This window comes from Acetobacter oeni (genome assembly GCF_011516825.1).
In the GTDB taxonomy this organism is placed as follows: Bacteria; Pseudomonadota; Alphaproteobacteria; order Acetobacterales; family Acetobacteraceae; genus Acetobacter; species Acetobacter oeni.
Map to the genome: position 1 here is coordinate 40,742 of NZ_WOTA01000012.1, position 14,301 is coordinate 55,042.

The 14,301-nt window shown below is 59.7% G+C and carries 12 protein-coding genes; 9 read left to right on the forward strand and 3 right to left on the reverse strand.

From position 1 onward, the window contains the following. Positions 1-67 precede the first annotated feature (67 nt). The 3 genes from GOB90_RS09580 to rho all read left to right on the forward strand — a co-directional run bounded on the left by GOB90_RS09580 (position 68) and on the right by rho (position 3,141). The gene (locus GOB90_RS09580) at positions 68-1,039 is read left to right on the forward strand and encodes a magnesium transporter CorA family protein (RefSeq protein WP_146887774.1); all 972 of its coding nucleotides are present in this window, start codon (positions 68-70) and stop codon (positions 1,037-1,039) included. A 255-nt stretch (positions 1,040-1,294) separates the two neighbouring features. Then, positions 1,295-1,621: a hypothetical protein gene (locus GOB90_RS09585; RefSeq protein WP_146887772.1), complete on the forward strand. Its 327-nt coding sequence runs from the start codon at positions 1,295-1,297 to the stop codon at positions 1,619-1,621. 221 nt (positions 1,622-1,842) lie between these two features. Continuing rightward, a complete protein-coding gene (rho, locus tag GOB90_RS09590; RefSeq protein WP_146887770.1) occupies positions 1,843-3,141 on the forward strand; it encodes a transcription termination factor Rho in 1,299 nt (432 codons plus the stop codon). Between the two features lie 142 nt (positions 3,142-3,283). Here the strand turns inward: rho and GOB90_RS09595 are convergent, their stop codons facing one another. Together GOB90_RS09595 and GOB90_RS09600 are read right to left on the reverse strand one after the other, a co-directional pair. Then, positions 3,284-4,234 carry an SDR family oxidoreductase gene (locus GOB90_RS09595; RefSeq protein WP_146887768.1) on the reverse strand — a complete coding sequence of 317 codons (951 nt, stop codon included), beginning with the start codon at positions 4,232-4,234 and terminating at the stop codon, positions 3,284-3,286. Next, the gene (locus GOB90_RS09600) at positions 4,231-4,830 is read right to left on the reverse strand and encodes a DedA family protein (protein ID WP_146887814.1); all 600 of its coding nucleotides are present in this window, start codon (positions 4,828-4,830) and stop codon (positions 4,231-4,233) included. Before GOB90_RS09600 ends, GOB90_RS09595 begins: the two co-directional genes overlap by 4 nt. Before the next feature lie 191 nt (positions 4,831-5,021). Between GOB90_RS09600 and GOB90_RS09605 the strand changes: the two genes are divergently transcribed. Both GOB90_RS09605 and GOB90_RS09610 read left to right on the forward strand, forming a co-directional pair. After that, positions 5,022-7,016 carry a S9 family peptidase gene (locus GOB90_RS09605; RefSeq protein ID WP_146887766.1) on the forward strand — a complete coding sequence of 665 codons (1,995 nt, stop codon included), beginning with the start codon at positions 5,022-5,024 and terminating at the stop codon, positions 7,014-7,016. A 175-nt stretch (positions 7,017-7,191) separates the two neighbouring features. Next, on the forward strand, positions 7,192-8,535 hold the full coding sequence (locus GOB90_RS09610; protein ID WP_146887764.1) for a sugar porter family MFS transporter: 1,344 nt from the start codon (positions 7,192-7,194) through the stop codon (positions 8,533-8,535). Positions 8,536-8,704: 169 nt separating this feature from the next. Here the strand turns inward: GOB90_RS09610 and GOB90_RS09615 are convergent, their stop codons facing one another. Next, positions 8,705-9,958 (reverse strand): cytochrome-c peroxidase, encoded by a 1,254-nt coding sequence (locus GOB90_RS09615; protein WP_306309442.1) that lies wholly within the window; start codon positions 9,956-9,958, stop codon positions 8,705-8,707. A 43-nt stretch (positions 9,959-10,001) separates the two neighbouring features. On the opposite strand from GOB90_RS09615, the gene acpA reads away from it, so the two are divergent. The 4 genes from acpA to GOB90_RS09635 all read left to right on the forward strand — a co-directional run bounded on the left by acpA (position 10,002) and on the right by GOB90_RS09635 (position 14,273). Further along, positions 10,002-11,618, forward strand: coding sequence for an acid phosphatase (gene acpA / locus GOB90_RS09620; protein WP_242011923.1), 1,617 nt, complete (start codon positions 10,002-10,004; stop codon positions 11,616-11,618). Positions 11,619-11,701: 83 nt separating this feature from the next. Next, on the forward strand, positions 11,702-12,481 hold the full coding sequence (locus GOB90_RS09625) for a DsbA family protein (RefSeq protein ID WP_146887762.1): 780 nt from the start codon (positions 11,702-11,704) through the stop codon (positions 12,479-12,481). Positions 12,482-12,670: 189 nt separating this feature from the next. Next, on the forward strand, positions 12,671-12,856 hold the full coding sequence (locus GOB90_RS09630; RefSeq protein ID WP_146887760.1) for a hypothetical protein: 186 nt from the start codon (positions 12,671-12,673) through the stop codon (positions 12,854-12,856). Positions 12,857-12,980: 124 nt separating this feature from the next. After that, positions 12,981-14,273: a DEAD/DEAH box helicase gene (locus tag GOB90_RS09635; protein WP_146887758.1), complete on the forward strand. Its 1,293-nt coding sequence runs from the start codon at positions 12,981-12,983 to the stop codon at positions 14,271-14,273. Positions 14,274-14,301: the final 28 nt, after the last annotated feature.

Genomic DNA, 14,301 nt, shown 5'->3' on the forward strand with positions numbered 1-14,301 from the left:
GACCCCGACCTCATGCCGGGGTTTTTACAGCCTGTGTGCAAAGTGAAATCATCGCAGGAGTGGGTTTATGTTTCTGGCTCACAGAACTGGCCAGCCGGCACGTGCCGTCGAAACGGAGGCCGATGCTGCCGGCGCTACGTGGCTTGATCTGATTGACCCGACCGATGCGGAACATGCTCTGGCAACTAAAATTGCCAGCCAGGATATTCCACGCCGTGCCAATCTCGATGAAATCGAGAGTTCCTCACGTCTTTTCACTCATGACGATGCCGTTTACCTGTCAACGCCGCTCGTACGACGGACGGAAACCGAACTTGTCTGCCCGCCGATTGGCTTTGTACTTACACCCAAAATTCTCATCAGCGTCCGTTTTTCACAATATGCGTCGTTCGATATTGCAGCGCGCCAGCTTGCAGACTCTGCTACACCTCTGAGCAGCGATGACGTTCTGATTCTGCTGCTCGAGGCGATCGTAGACCGCCTGGCAGACGTCCTTGAGCATGTAGGACTGGCACTGAACCAGCTCTCGAGAGATGTTTTCGCTGGCTATAGTCCCCAAGCCGGAAGGATAGCTGCGTGGCAGCGTGCAATTCTGCGTCGCGTCGGGCACTCAGAGGATTTTTCCTCCCTCGTCAGAGACAGTCTGCTCGGTCTCGACCGTATCGCCATTTTTGTCAGTGAAACGACGAAGCACCGCCTTGCTCACTCTCTCACCACGCGACTGGCCACAGTAAATCGCGATATCGCCTCGCTTAATGACTTTGTGTCACAGCAGTCTAATAAGGTTCAGTTCCTGCTTGATGCTGCTCTGGGTTTCATCAGCATCGAGCAAAACGACGGAATGAAGATTCTGACCGTGGTCAGTTTTATTGGTGTGGCGCCAACGCTGATCGCGGGTGTCTACGGGATGAATTTTAAGGATATTCCCGAACTGACATGGAGCTTTGGCTACTGGTACGCTCTGACAGCCATGGCGTCTTCGGTCATCCTGCCGCTTCTGTGGTTCTGGAGACGTGGCTGGCTGGGAGAAGTAAAATAAACCGAAGTTCAGATATGCGATTACTACAAATGAGATACCGCCCCACAGCATTGCTCATTACGGGGCTCTGAGTCCTGCTTCTTTCCGGACTGTCCGCAAAATCCGTCACGAAATCAGGCGGCGCGTTGCCATCCGCTGCCGGGTCCGCACAGCCTCTGATTGACCGATAGGAACAACCCCTGGCGTTATGGCGGATCATCGCCGGGCAGCACACACCGGATTATCGTTGGACTGCGGCAAAGCGGAGAACACAGCATGCCGGTAGAATGTGCAGTTCCTGATCGCAATCTGCGGGCGTTGATGTTCGGCACCCTGTCCGGCTCGTTCGATATGCCAACAGCAGGCAGAGGGTCTGTTCACTGCCGGATGACCGTTCCCCTGAGTGACCGGATACTGCCTCTGGAGGGCATCTGCAGTCCCGGCACACCGGGAGGTTCGGTGGCCACCCGACAAACGCCGGTATTGCTCAGCGCACAGCTGAATAACTTCCTGTCGCCGGATACTTCAACTGCTGAGTACTGGCTGACTGCCAGAGGTTTTCCCGAAGCCTTTCACAAGGCCAGCTCCGTTCAGGCACGGTAATTCCTGCCCCGGAACCTTACGCTTGACAACGCCCGACACTCCCACTACTCGACTGTCCACCACTGGCGGCCTTCATCCGCCCAGTGCGTTCCTTATATCAGGATTTTCGCCATCAGACGCGGCACGTCAGTCCCGCGTTATGCTGTCCCGTTCCGGGACAGAACTGCGAAAGCCTTGATTCTCCCCGGTAGTCCCGTTTGCCACATCAAGGCGCATTTTACATGCATCTCGCTGAACTTAAGGCCAAAACCCCGGCCGATCTTCTTTCTTACGCCGAAAGTCTCAATATCGAGAACGCGTCGTCACTCCGTAAACAGGAGCTGATGTTCGCGATCCTGAAGACTCTGGCCGATAACGACCAGGCTATTTACGGCGAGGGGACACTTGAAATCCTTTCGGATGGCTTCGGTTATCTCCGCTCACCGGAAGCCAATTACCTGCCCGGTCCGGATGATATTTATATCTCTCCTGTTCAGGTACGCCGTTTCGGCCTCCGGACAGGCGATACGGTAGAAGGCCAGATCCGCGCGCCACGCGACGGAGAGCGTTACTTCTCGCTCCTCAAAGTCAACACGATTAACTTTGAGTCGCCGGATGCCGTTCGCCACAGAATTAACTTCGACAATCTGACGCCGCTCTATCCGGAGCGCCGCCTGCAGATGGAAGTTGAAGGCCAGACGCCTCCGGAAGCGGAAACGCCGTCCAAAGGCAAAAAAAGCCAGCCGCGCGACTTTACGTCCCGCGTCATCGATCTTGTTGCACCGATCGGTATGGGGCAGCGCGCACTCATAGTGGCGCCCCCCAGAACCGGTAAGACTGTGATGCTGCAGAGTATCGCCTCATCCATCAGCGCCAATCACCCGGAAGTCTTCCTGATCGTTCTGCTCATTGATGAACGCCCGGAAGAAGTCACCGACATGGCCCGCTCCGTGCGCGGCGAAGTGGTCGCATCCACGTTTGACGAGCCGGCTCAGCGTCATGTCCAGGTCACGGAAATGGTGCTCGAGAAGGCCAAGCGTCTTGTCGAGCATAAGCGTGACGTGGTCATTCTGCTTGACTCGATTACGCGCCTTGCACGCGCTTACAACACCGTTGTCCCGTCATCGGGTAAAGTGCTGACCGGTGGTGTGGACGCGAATGCGTTGCAGCGCCCGAAACGCTTCTTCGGTGCGGCCCGTAACATCGAAGAAGGCGGCTCGCTGACCATCATCGCAACGGCACTGATCGATACCGGTTCGCGCATGGATGAAGTCATCTTCGAAGAGTTCAAAGGCACGGGCAACTCCGAACTGATCCTCGACCGCAAACTGGCTGACAAGCGCACCTTCCCCGCTATCGACATCACCAAGAGCGGCACACGCAAGGAAGAGCTTCTGGTGGATCGGGCAACGTTGTCGAAGATGTGGGTACTTCGCCGCATCCTGGCGCCCATGGGCACGATGGACGCCATGGAATTTCTGCTGGACAAGCTGAAATACAGCAAATCCAATCATGACTTCTTCGAAGCGATGAATAACTGACAGTTAAACGGGGCTCGCAGCAGCATGCAATCTGCGCTGCGAACCCCGTTTTTCGTCAGAAGCACAAAGAAAAATCCGCCGGACTCTCCCGATCGGTATCGGCGCGGGAATGAATACCCGCCGAAACTCCGGCACTATAGATTCAGTCAAATCCAACGTCAGTCAGGCGTTCCGATACGTCCCACAGACGTTTCGCGATGTCAGGGCGCTGAGCAGAAGGCGGAATCACGGCGGGTCCCGGCGGCCCGCGCCGCTCACCGGCACCTGTCGGGCCGTAATACTGTCCGTCTTCAGCCTGAGACGATGCCGCTGCATAAACAAAAGGTTCGGCACCTTCCGCAGCCGATTGCCCAAGCAACTGAAATGCAATGTTGGCGCCCAGTTCTGTCACGAGCGTCAGTACGCCGCCAGTCCCGCTGCCCATTCCGTTAACAATGAGCCGGGTCCGTGCCCAGCCCGGATGGGCGATACGGGCATGCAGTTTCCACCCCTCAATCTTTGCCCGCCGGGCAAGCTCCATCCCGAACATGAGATTGGCCAGCTTGCTCTGATTGTAAGCATGAAACGGCACGTAGCGGTACCGGGACTGCAGATCGTCGAACCGTATCTGGCCTTTCCAGGCGGCCAGACTGGCGATCGCCACGACGATACCTCCGTCAGGCGCACACTCCAGAAGCGGCTTCAGGCGTGCCGTCAGCGCAAAATGTCCCAGATGATTGACGCCGAACTGGAGTTCGAATCCGTCTTTCGTTTCCAGGCGGCGGGGAGGCGCCATAACACCGGCGTTGTTAATAAGCACGTCAACCGCCGAAACACGCCCGGCCAGTCTGTCAGAAAATTCCGCGACGGAAGCGAGGGATGCCAGGTTCAGCGGTGCCGCTTCAACGCGTGCGCCGGGAACACGACTGGCAAGTTCCCTGACAGCCGCATCGTTGCGTTCCACATTACGCGAAGCGAGAATCACGCGGGCCCCCAGCAGAGCCAGATCACACGCGGCCTCAAACCCCAGTCCGCTGTTGGCGCCGGTAACCACGGCAACTTTGCCATCCAGCCGTTCGAGGGAACTCAGAAAAGAGCCACGTTCATCTGTCATTGTTTCAGTTCCGCTTCCATTCCATGCACAAGCGCCGGATCATTTTCGGCCGCTTCAAGTGCTTCTTTTGTCAGCCGCTTTTCATTCTTTTTCAAAAAGACAAGCATACCGACAATAACAGCCACGCCGATCGGTATGACGATCCAGGCAGCGGGTCCCGAGAGCCGGAGAGCTTCATGACCCAGATAATAGGTAATCAGACTGTACCCACCGGCCCAGCACAAACCTCCCATGGCGTTGAAAATCAGGAAACTGCGCCAGTGCATATGATTCGCGCCGGCCATCAGAGCCACGAAAACGCGCAGAATGGCAATAAACCGTCCGAAGAACACCACGATACCGCCGTGCTGACGGAAAACGTATCGCCCGAGAAGCAGTCTCTGCGGTGTCAGACCTACTTTGCGGCCATGACGGAGGAGCAGGTGAAATCCGAGCGCCTTGCCGATCAGATAGCCGAAATTGTCGCCCATGATGGCGCCGGTTACACCTGCGGTTGCAACGCCGTAGATATTCAGTCTGTGTGTTGTCGCCGCATAGAGCGCCGCAGTGATGAGCAGGCTTTCCGCCGGAAGAGGCAGGCCCATGCTTTCAAACATCACGACGACACCGATCACACCGTAACCATATTCAGAGAGAAGCGTATCCAGATAATGTAACAGGGCAGAGGTTCCCGAATGCACAATAAAGGAGCCCTGAGGAACCGTCTGGACACGGGACTGTCAAGCCTGCAAACCATTATCAACATTTTATAAATAACGCGCAGGGCGGCGCAGACATCGGAGGCCTCATGATGCAACACGCCAGACCATGCGGCACGTGGCCTTCACCCGTGACAGTCGGACTGGCTGCGGGAAAAACCGTCACACTTTCCTCCGTTTCAGTGGTCGGAAACTCTGTTTTCTGGCTGGAGCGGCGACCTGCGGAAGGCGGACGAACCGCACTGGTTTGCAGTTGTGACGGTGATGCGCCTCGCGATGTGACACCCCCTGACATGGATGTGGCGACTAAAGTCCACGAATACGGCGGCAAGGCCTACACTCTCAGCGACAGCAGTCTGGTGTTCAGCAATCACCGTGACAACGGCGTGTATCTGCTGCCGGTCAACGCTCCGTCCGGAAAAAAACCACAGCTTGTCGCCGGGGGTGCGGCGCTCCGTTACGCCAGTCTGGCGATCGATCCGCTTAACCGGGCTGTTTTCGGGGTCCGCGAGGATCACCGTGCTGAAGGAGAACCCCGCTCCACACTGGTTGCTCTGCCGCTGTCGCCCGATTCCAGGGGAGGTGAAGGCACGGTCCTGGTCAGCGGGGCAGATTTCTACTCAACACCCGTGGCAGCGCCGGACGGATCGTTGCTGGCCTGGATCGAGTGGGATCACCCGGCCATGCCTTGGACCTCCACCCGTCTGTGCGTAGCGCCGATTCTCTATGCCGATGGTCGCATGGAACTCGGCCCGAAACGCGTTCTTGCCGGTCTGAACATAAATGAGTCGGTCACGGAACCCCAATGGGCCGACCCTCAGACGCTGATTGCCGTATCGGATCGGAGTGGCTGGTGGAATCTCTGTCGCTTTTCCGTGGCCCTCCCTGCCTCTGAACCGGAAGCTCTTTGTCCCATGGAGGCGGAAACAGGCCAGCCGCACTGGGTTTTCGGACAAAGCAGCTACACGCTTTTACCGCACAACCGCATCCTGGCATTGAGCGTGCGGGAGGGGCAGTCGCAGACGCTTATGCTCACTCCGGCGAAAAACGGCTTTTCCGTGCGATCCGTCTCTCTCGGTCAGCCGGACCAGTGCCCGCTCCGTCTGGGGGGCGCCGGCGAGCAGGAGATTTACGCCTGGCTTAATCAGCCTGCCGACGGGCCTGCTGCGGTCGTGATCGGCAGGGCTGACAAAACGCCACGTATTCTGAAGGCTGCCGCCACGCTTCCTTTCGGATCGCGCGATATCGCACTGCCACAGCCCGTGCGCTTCCCCATCCCGGGGGGAGATAAGGGTTATGCTTTCTTCTATGCGCCGGCCAATGCGCATTACACCATTCCGGACAATGAATTGCCGCCCATGATCGTTACCGCTCACGGCGGGCCGACAGCGCGGGCGAGTGAAGCTTTTTTACTCAAAGTCCAGTGGTGGACGAGCCGGGGCTTTGCGGTACTGGATGTCAATTACAGCGGCTCGACCGGCTTTGGCCGGGCGTATCGTGAGCGTCTGGACGGGAAGTGGGGAGTTCGCGATGTGGCGGACTGTGTTGCCGCCGCACGTTATATAGCCGGCACCGGTAAGGTTGACCCGAAGCGCATTGCCATCAGAGGGGCCAGTGCGGGGGGCCTGACGGTGCTGGTCGGGCTGGCGACATCCGATGTTTTCGCCGCTGGCGTCAGTCTGTATGGCGTGACCGATCTCCGGGCTCTTGCACAGGAAACTCACAAATTTGAAGCACGTTATCTGGACAGCCTGGTAGGTCCATGGCCGGATGCGGAGGCTGTCTATCGTGAACGCTCGCCTCTCTTCATGGCTGACCGGATCAGGTGCCCGGTGCTGTTTCTGCAGGGTCTCGACGACAGAGTCGTGCCGCCGGAACAGGCGAGGGCCATGGTGCTCGCCCTTCGGGAAAACGCCGCTCCATGCGCATTGTATGAATTTCCGGGAGAAGGCCACGGTTTTCGGGGAGAAGCCACCATCGGACAGGCGCTGCTGCTCGAGCTGGATTTCTACGGGCAGGTTTTCGGCTTTGTGCCCGCAGAGCAGGATCGCACGCCGGCAACCCACGTTCATCTGGAACCATGAGAATGGGGGTTTCCGGAACATTGCTTTCAGGCACCGGCGCAGGGGAAACATCTGAAAGTTTCGACTTCCGGTTACGTTTCAGGTATTAAGAACCATGCACACCGTCACACTGAACGGATATAAGAACAATAAACCGGCTTTTGAAGCACGTTGGGAAGAGACGGAATAATACTATATGAATGACAGTTTCATCGTCGGCATCATCGCCGTCGTTGCTGCCACGGGCGGCCTTCTCTTCGGGTATGATACAGGGATCATTTCTGCGGCGTTGCTGCAGATCACCCGTGACTTCTCTCTTTCAGTCATGGGGCAGCAGATTGTTACCTCGGCAATTATTGCCGGAGCCCTTATCGGCTGTCTCGGCTCAGCCCCGGTTTCCGATCATTTCGGGCGCCGTCGTACGATCATGATTGCCGCGGCGATCTTTCTCGTCGGTACGATCGGAGCGACTCTCTCCGGGACAGTTCCGCTTCTGACGCTCTCACGCTTTATTCTTGGGCTTGCCGTCGGCGCTTCTTCACAGATTGTGCCTGTCTATATCGCTGAAATCGTCCCCGCGAACCGGCGCGGTCAGCTTGTTGTTCTGTTCCAGATGGCGGTTGTCTTCGGCATTACGGTCTCTTTCATCACCGGTTATCTTCTGCGTGACCATTCCTGGCGGCTTATGTTCGGTCTCGGCGCAATCCCGGCGATTCTTCTGTTGCTGGGCATGGCGTTTCTGCCCAACAGCCCGCGCTGGATGACCATGCAGGGCGACGTTCCCGGTGCCCGCAAGGTTCTGCGTCTTGTCCGGAGCTCCGACAGAGTGGCGGAACGGGAACTGGACAGCATCATCTCGGCACTGGGGAATCAGGCGGGCTGGCCCGAGATCTTCAAGTCGTGGCTGCGTCCCGCCGTGGTCGCCGCTGTCGGCGTGGCGCTGCTGACCCAGATTACCGGAATCAATGCGGTGCTTTATTACGCGCCGACCATCTTTGCGAGCGTCGGTTTTGGTCAGGGGTCGGCTATTCTGGCTTCCATTCCGATCGGTGTTGCCATGATTCTGGCGACCGTATTTGGAAGCTGGGCCGTGGATGCGTGGGGCCGGCGAGCGTTGATGCTTCGTCTGTTACCGTTTTCGGCCCTGTCGCTGGCTGTGCTGGCCGTTGTGTTCATGCTTGGGGCCACGCAGGGCGCCAATCCCTGGATCGCTGTCGGCTCACTCGTCGCTTATGCCATTTTCAATGCGGGCAGTCTGTCTGTGACGATCTGGCTGATCGGAGCGGAAGTCTTTCCGCTTTCAGTCCGTAGCAAAGGAATGAGTCTGGTCGCGGGAAGTCATTGGGCGGCCGATCTGCTGGTTTCACTTTTCACACTTTCCCTGATCGGGGCGATCGGCGCGGCCGGGACGTTCTGGCTGTTTGCCGGCGTCAACCTGGCGGCAGCGGGCTTTGTTTATAAATTTGTGCCGGAAACAAAGGGACGGTCGCTCGAAGAAATCGAGACCAGCCTGCGCGAGCATCGCTTCAGCGAAGGCTGAGCGGGTCCCGCTCCGGACCTGTGGTTCCTCGTGGCTCTGGTGGCTGTTTTTCTCAGGGCCTTGCCCTGAAACCCACCGAAGGCCGGGGCCTTTGGAAACCGATTTATTCAGGCAAAAATCGGGCTGTTTCTGATTTCCGGATAAATCACACAGTGAACTGCAACACCCGTCAGCGGTCTTTCTGATCCGGATTATCGGTCAGTGTTTTGAGAAATGCGACAATGGCATCGATCTCATCATCGCTCAGCGAGGGGTGTTTCTGACCGACGCCGCCAAAGGGCGGGTCTGAATTGATGTTGCTCCGGTATTTGCGCGGAAGATCATCATAGCGCAGGGGCCCATTCGGTCCTTTGCCATACCAGCGCCCCGGATCGCTGTCGCGGGTTGCATAAAAGGCTACGGCATCGCGCAGGCTGTGCATGACCCCGTTATGAAAGAAGGTCTTTCGCAGCGCGACGTTTCTCAGCGAAGGCGTGCGGAACAGACCGCAATACTCCGGCCGGTCGCTAAAATCCGTGCGCAGCGGACCGCAGAGACCGAGATCGTGGAAATTCGGGTTCCGGTTGGCCGGAATGGCCATGTTCCGCGGCACGGCCAGAGCGATCATCCCATAATCGCTCAGTTGTGGCGGGGTGCCGTCTTTGCCCGGCGCGCTGATATGGCAGGAGGCACAGTTGCCTTTTTCCGGATCGCTGAAGAGGGCCAACCCCCTCGCTTCGACTGGCGTAAGTGTCGCTTTCCCGGCCAGAAACAGGTCATATTTGCTGTTGTAGGGGTAAAATGTCTTCCAGTCCTGCTGATAGGCCTCAAGCGCCTCCAGAGCGACGGACAGCCTCGACTGGAGAAGGGGAGCGCCGGAGGAGGGCCTGCTACGTGCGGCGGGCAGGCGCAGGAGATCGAGTTCCGGGCCGTAACCGGCGGCAACCAGACGCTTTTCGGCGTCATCTTCCGTGCGGTTCGCCATCTCCACGGGTGACAGGAGCGGAATCAGAGCCTGAGCAGCGCCGGTATCGACGCGACCATCCCAGGTCAGGCCCCCTGTCGGGCCATTATCAATACTTTCATCGGCTTCCTCGTCGGAATCGAAGGCATGTTCCGTGAAGCGCGGCACGGCTTCCAGATAAGTCAGGGACGGCGGCGCCCTGAACCCCCGGAGGGTCATGGACGGGCCGCCGGGCTCTACCGGACGGGTGTCGGGCGGCCCGTAGGCATAGCGCGGATCGTGGCAGGACGCGCAGGACTGGCGGCCTGATGCGGAAAGGCGCGGGTCACGGAACAGGCGGGCACCGAGCGTCGTGAGGGTCTGCGCACGCCGGAACGCGGCCTGTCGGGAGAGAGCGGCTCTGGCGGGCATGGCGGTCGGGAGGACCGATGCCGGCAGGACCATCAGGCAGGCGGCAGCCAGTATGAACCTTTGAAGCACGCGGGTTATACGGCCTTGCGGCTTCTTCCGCTTCCGATACAACATGATCCTCTTTCCGGAACAGGCGGTCGCCTGCTTTCTGCTTCTGATACGGGAGACTGAAGCGATGCATCGCAGCCTGCAAGCCGCACTGTCCACCGCGGGACTGTGCCTGCTGCTCCTTTACCCGGCGGACACGGGTTTCGCGGCTTCCTCGCAGACAGCGGACACTCTGTCACAGATTCAGACCGTGGTGGTGATCTATGATGAGAACCGCTCTTTTGACAGTCTCTATGGTCGTTTTCCAGGCGCTGAAGGTCTGGATCAGGCTCCGGACAGTGCGAAGATCCAGCGGGACCGGGACGGCAGCGTGCTGCCGGAGCTGCCGCCGGTCTGGGGCGGCATCACCGCTTTCGGCGTAAAGCCGGCCATCACGCAGGCCATGAGCGCGCATCTGCCGAACGGGCCGTTTCAGGTCGATGCAACAGACGGGCTCAATGTCGCCGACGGGGTTCCGACGACGGATCTCTGGCACCGATTTTATCAGAACCAGGCGCAGATCAACGGTGGCCGGAACGATCAGTTCGTGGCCTGGACGAATGTCGGCGCGATGGTCATGGCCAACTGGGACGGATCACGCATGAAGATGTGGAAGATCGCGCAGCGCTACACGCTGGCGGATCACTTCTTCATGGGCGGGTTCGGCGGGTCTTTCTTCAACCATCAGTGGCTGATCTGCGCCTGCGCGCCCTATTACCCGCACGCGGACAAGAGCCCGGCGGCGGCGCTGATTGCCGAGACCGGGGCGGATCGCGCAAAGCTCCTTCTCGCCGCCAACTCGCCGAAATCAGTCCTGGACGGGCCACCGAAATATGCTCATGACGGCGATCTGACACCGGATTTCTACGCCGTGAATACGATGCAGCCGCCGTATCAGCCGAGCGAGGGGCCGGTGAACAAAGGGGGTGATCCGGCATTTGCCGATCCTGCGCGGCCAACGACCCTGGTGCCCCAGACGGCGGCGACGATCGGCGACCGTCTTTCGGACGCGGGTGTGAGCTGGGCGTGGTATGCCGGGGCCTGGAGTGAGGTGCTGACACATGGGTTTCACAGTCCGGTGCCGGACTTTCAGACCCATCATCAGCCACTCAACTATTATAAGTCTTTTGCGCCGGGGACCGCGGCGCGACAGGAACACCTCCGGGATGGTGGGATGGCCGGTCGGGCGCTGATTGCCGATATCGATGCCGGGCGGCTGCCGCAGGTGGCTTTTTACAAGCCTCAGGGTAATCTGAACGAACATTCAGGCTACACCGATATCATGTCGGGCGACGCGCATCTGGCCGAGGTAATCGGCCATCTCGAACACAGTCCGCAATGGCCGCACATGCTGGTGATCGTGACCTATGATGAGAACGGCGGGTTGTGGGACCATGTGGCGCCGCCGAAAGCGGATCGCTGGGGGCCGGGGTCGCGGATTCCGGCGATCATCATTTCGCCGTTTGCGAAAAAAGGGGTCGTGGATCACACGCCTTATGACACGACGTCGATCCAGCGGTTTCTGAACCGGCGTTTCGGGCTGAAGCCCCTGCCCGGTCTTGTGGTGCGCGATGAATCGGTGCGGAAACGCAGCGGGATTGCGCTCGGGGATCTGACCGGGGCGCTCACGCTGACGCCATGAGAGGCGGTGTGGCTCTGGTGAGCGGTCCGCGGGAAGCGGGTTCGACATTCACAATCGGGCGGTGCTGGGGTAGAGCACCGGGCATGACATCCTTTCTTCGTTCCCTCCCGTTCCGCACCCTGGGCCGCGCGATTGCCCTGCCCGCTCTGGCCCTTGTCTCATCCGGTCTTCTGGCCACCACGCCCGCGCGGGCGGATGAGACGTTCACGGCGGCCCAGCGGCAGGAGATCGTCTCGATTGTCCGGCAGGCGCTGAAGACCGATCCGTCGATTCTCGCGGATGCGATCACGACGCTGCGGGCACAGGGCGAGGCGACGAAGCAGGCCGACGCGCTGAAGGCGGTTCGTGAGAACCATGTGAAGCTCGCGGGCAGCGCAACGGATGTGGTTCTCGGCAACCCGCAGGGGACGCAGACGATCGTTGAGTTTTACGATCCGCGCTGCCCTTACTGCCGGAAGGTGCTGCCGGATCTGGACCGGCTGGTGGCGGACGAACCCGGGCTGAAGCTGGTCGAAAAAGTAATTCCGGTTCTGGGCGCCAACAGCCAGCTTGAGGCGCAGGCGCTGCTCGCGGCGGCTTTGCAGGGTGGCTACATGAAGCTCCAGCATGTGCTGATGAATGACAGCGAGACGCCGTCGCTGCCGCGTATCCGCACGCTGGCGGGATCGGTCGGTCTGGATGCGAACCGGCTGGAGCAGGACATGAAGAGCCCGGCGGTTGCCGCCGCGATGCGGGAGAATATGGCGCTCGCGCAGAAGGTCGGCGTGGACGGAACACCGACCTTTGTGATTGACGAGAAGATGATCATTCCGGGCGCGGCCTCTGTCGATGACCTGAAGAACGCACTGAAGGCAGCCCGCTAAAGGGGCTGAGAGCGTGCATGGGGCGGGGTTGTCCTTCCGGGGCGATGTTCACGGGAGCTGATGAGCCGTGTCCCTGCGCGCCGGAGCCATGGGTTTTTCTTTTCCGCCCGGTATTGGATGATTTTGGGGACGGGACGATCGGCCGGACCGATTCCAGAGAGTTACGGACATTTCCGTTCCGGATATGGAATGGAAAAAGGGCGGTCGGAGGATTTCGGGCTTGCGGTCCGGACGGGGACACGGGTGCGTCTGTGCGGCCTGTCTGATTCCAGGCTGGATGGAGTGTTCGTTTTCGGGAATGGCGAGCCGGAAGATCAGGTGACGGGGGACGTAACGGTTCAGCCGACGGGTCTGCGTGTTGCACGTGGAAGATGAGTCATCGCGTAGTGTTCCTTCTTCACGTTGACGCGGTGCGGCGTCACCCTTAAAAGCCCGCATTCTGACCCAGCGAAGCCCGCTCAGGCGCAACCTTACTCAGCGCCGGAGGCGCCGCTTAATCATGACCATGACTTTCGCCGATCTCGCTCTGGCCCCCGACCTGCTAAGTGCTCTGGCCGAGGAGGGGTATGTCTGCCCTACTCCGATCCAGGCGCGGTCAATCCCGCTTCTGCTGGAAGGCCGCGATCTGCTGGGCATGGCCCAGACCGGCACAGGCAAGACCGCTTCCTTCGCGCTGCCGCTGCTGCATCGGCTTGCCGAAGCGCCCCGGTCCGCACCTGCGGGGGGTGCCCGCGTTCTGGTGCTCGCGCCCACGCGCGAGCTGGTCTCTCAGATCGCCGATGGTTTCGGGAATTTTGGTCGGTATCTGAAGCCCGAGGTGACAACGATCTTTGGCGGTGTCAGCCAGTTTCACCAGATCAATGCGCTCAGGGCCGGCGTGGACATCATTGTGGCGACCCCGGGGCGGTTGCTGGACCTGATCGAACAGGGCCACTGCGATCTCTCGCAGCTTGAGGCGCTGGTGCTGGATGAGGCCGACCAGATGCTCGATATGGGCTTCGCCAAACCGATCGAGCGCATCGTCGCGACATTGCCGAAGGACCGGCATACACTGCTGTTTTCGGCGACGATGCCGAAATCCATCACCGCGCTGGCCGAGAGTCTCCTGCGCGATCCGGCGAAAGTCGAGATCGCTCCGCCCTCGACCACCGTCGACCGGATCGAGCAGTCAGTCATGTTTCTCGATGCCGCTGACAAGAAAACGGCGTTGCTGGCACAGTTGCAGATGCCGGGGATTGGTCAGGCTGTGGTCTTCACTTTGCAGAAGAACATCGCCAACGAAGTCTGCGCTTTTCTCACCGGTGCAGGCATCACGGCTGAAGCGCTGCACGGCAACAGATCGCAGGGCCAGCGGGAGCGTGCGCTGAACGCCTTTCGCGAAGGAACCGTGCAGGTTCTGGTGGCGACGGATATCGCGGCGCGTGGCATCGATGTTGACACGGTCACGCATGTTTTCAACCACGATCTGCCGAGCCTGCCGGAAAGCTATGTTCACCGCATAGGCCGCACCGGTCGCGCGGGACGCAGCGGCTTCGCCGTCACGCTCTGTGATGCCGAACAGCGGGCCTGGCTGCATGATGTGGAGCGGGAGATCGGCCGGACTCTGACCGTTCAGACCGATCACCCGTGGCATTCGGAAGAGGCGCAGAACTCGACCATGCGCGCTCCCGTGCTGGGCGGTGGTCCGGCGAAGAAAATCAAGCCGCCGAAAATCCGTGAGCGTAAAGTGTGGACCGAGGAAGAGAAGGCTGCCGCGCGGGCAGCGGCCATGGCGGTCAAAGAGGAAGTCTGATGAATCCGGGACCGGTTTTGGCGTCCCG

Coding starts and splice junctions, on each gene's coding strand:
- GOB90_RS09580 (WP_146887774.1), top strand. CDS start 68: ATGTTTCTGGCTCACAGAACTGGCCAGCCGGCACGTGCCGTCGAAACG.
- GOB90_RS09585 (WP_146887772.1), top strand. CDS start 1,295: ATGCCGGTAGAATGTGCAGTTCCTGATCGCAATCTGCGGGCGTTGATG.
- rho (WP_146887770.1), top strand. CDS start 1,843: ATGCATCTCGCTGAACTTAAGGCCAAAACCCCGGCCGATCTTCTTTCT.
- GOB90_RS09595 (WP_146887768.1), bottom strand. CDS start 4,234: ATGACAGATGAACGTGGCTCTTTTCTGAGTTCCCTCGAACGGCTGGAT.
- GOB90_RS09600 (WP_146887814.1), bottom strand. CDS start 4,830: ATGTTTGAAAGCATGGGCCTGCCTCTTCCGGCGGAAAGCCTGCTCATC.
- GOB90_RS09605 (WP_146887766.1), top strand. CDS start 5,022: ATGATGCAACACGCCAGACCATGCGGCACGTGGCCTTCACCCGTGACA.
- GOB90_RS09610 (WP_146887764.1), top strand. CDS start 7,192: ATGAATGACAGTTTCATCGTCGGCATCATCGCCGTCGTTGCTGCCACG.
- acpA (WP_242011923.1), top strand. CDS start 10,002: ATGATCCTCTTTCCGGAACAGGCGGTCGCCTGCTTTCTGCTTCTGATA.
- GOB90_RS09625 (WP_146887762.1), top strand. CDS start 11,702: ATGACATCCTTTCTTCGTTCCCTCCCGTTCCGCACCCTGGGCCGCGCG.
- GOB90_RS09630 (WP_146887760.1), top strand. CDS start 12,671: ATGGAAAAAGGGCGGTCGGAGGATTTCGGGCTTGCGGTCCGGACGGGG.
- GOB90_RS09635 (WP_146887758.1), top strand. CDS start 12,981: ATGACCATGACTTTCGCCGATCTCGCTCTGGCCCCCGACCTGCTAAGT.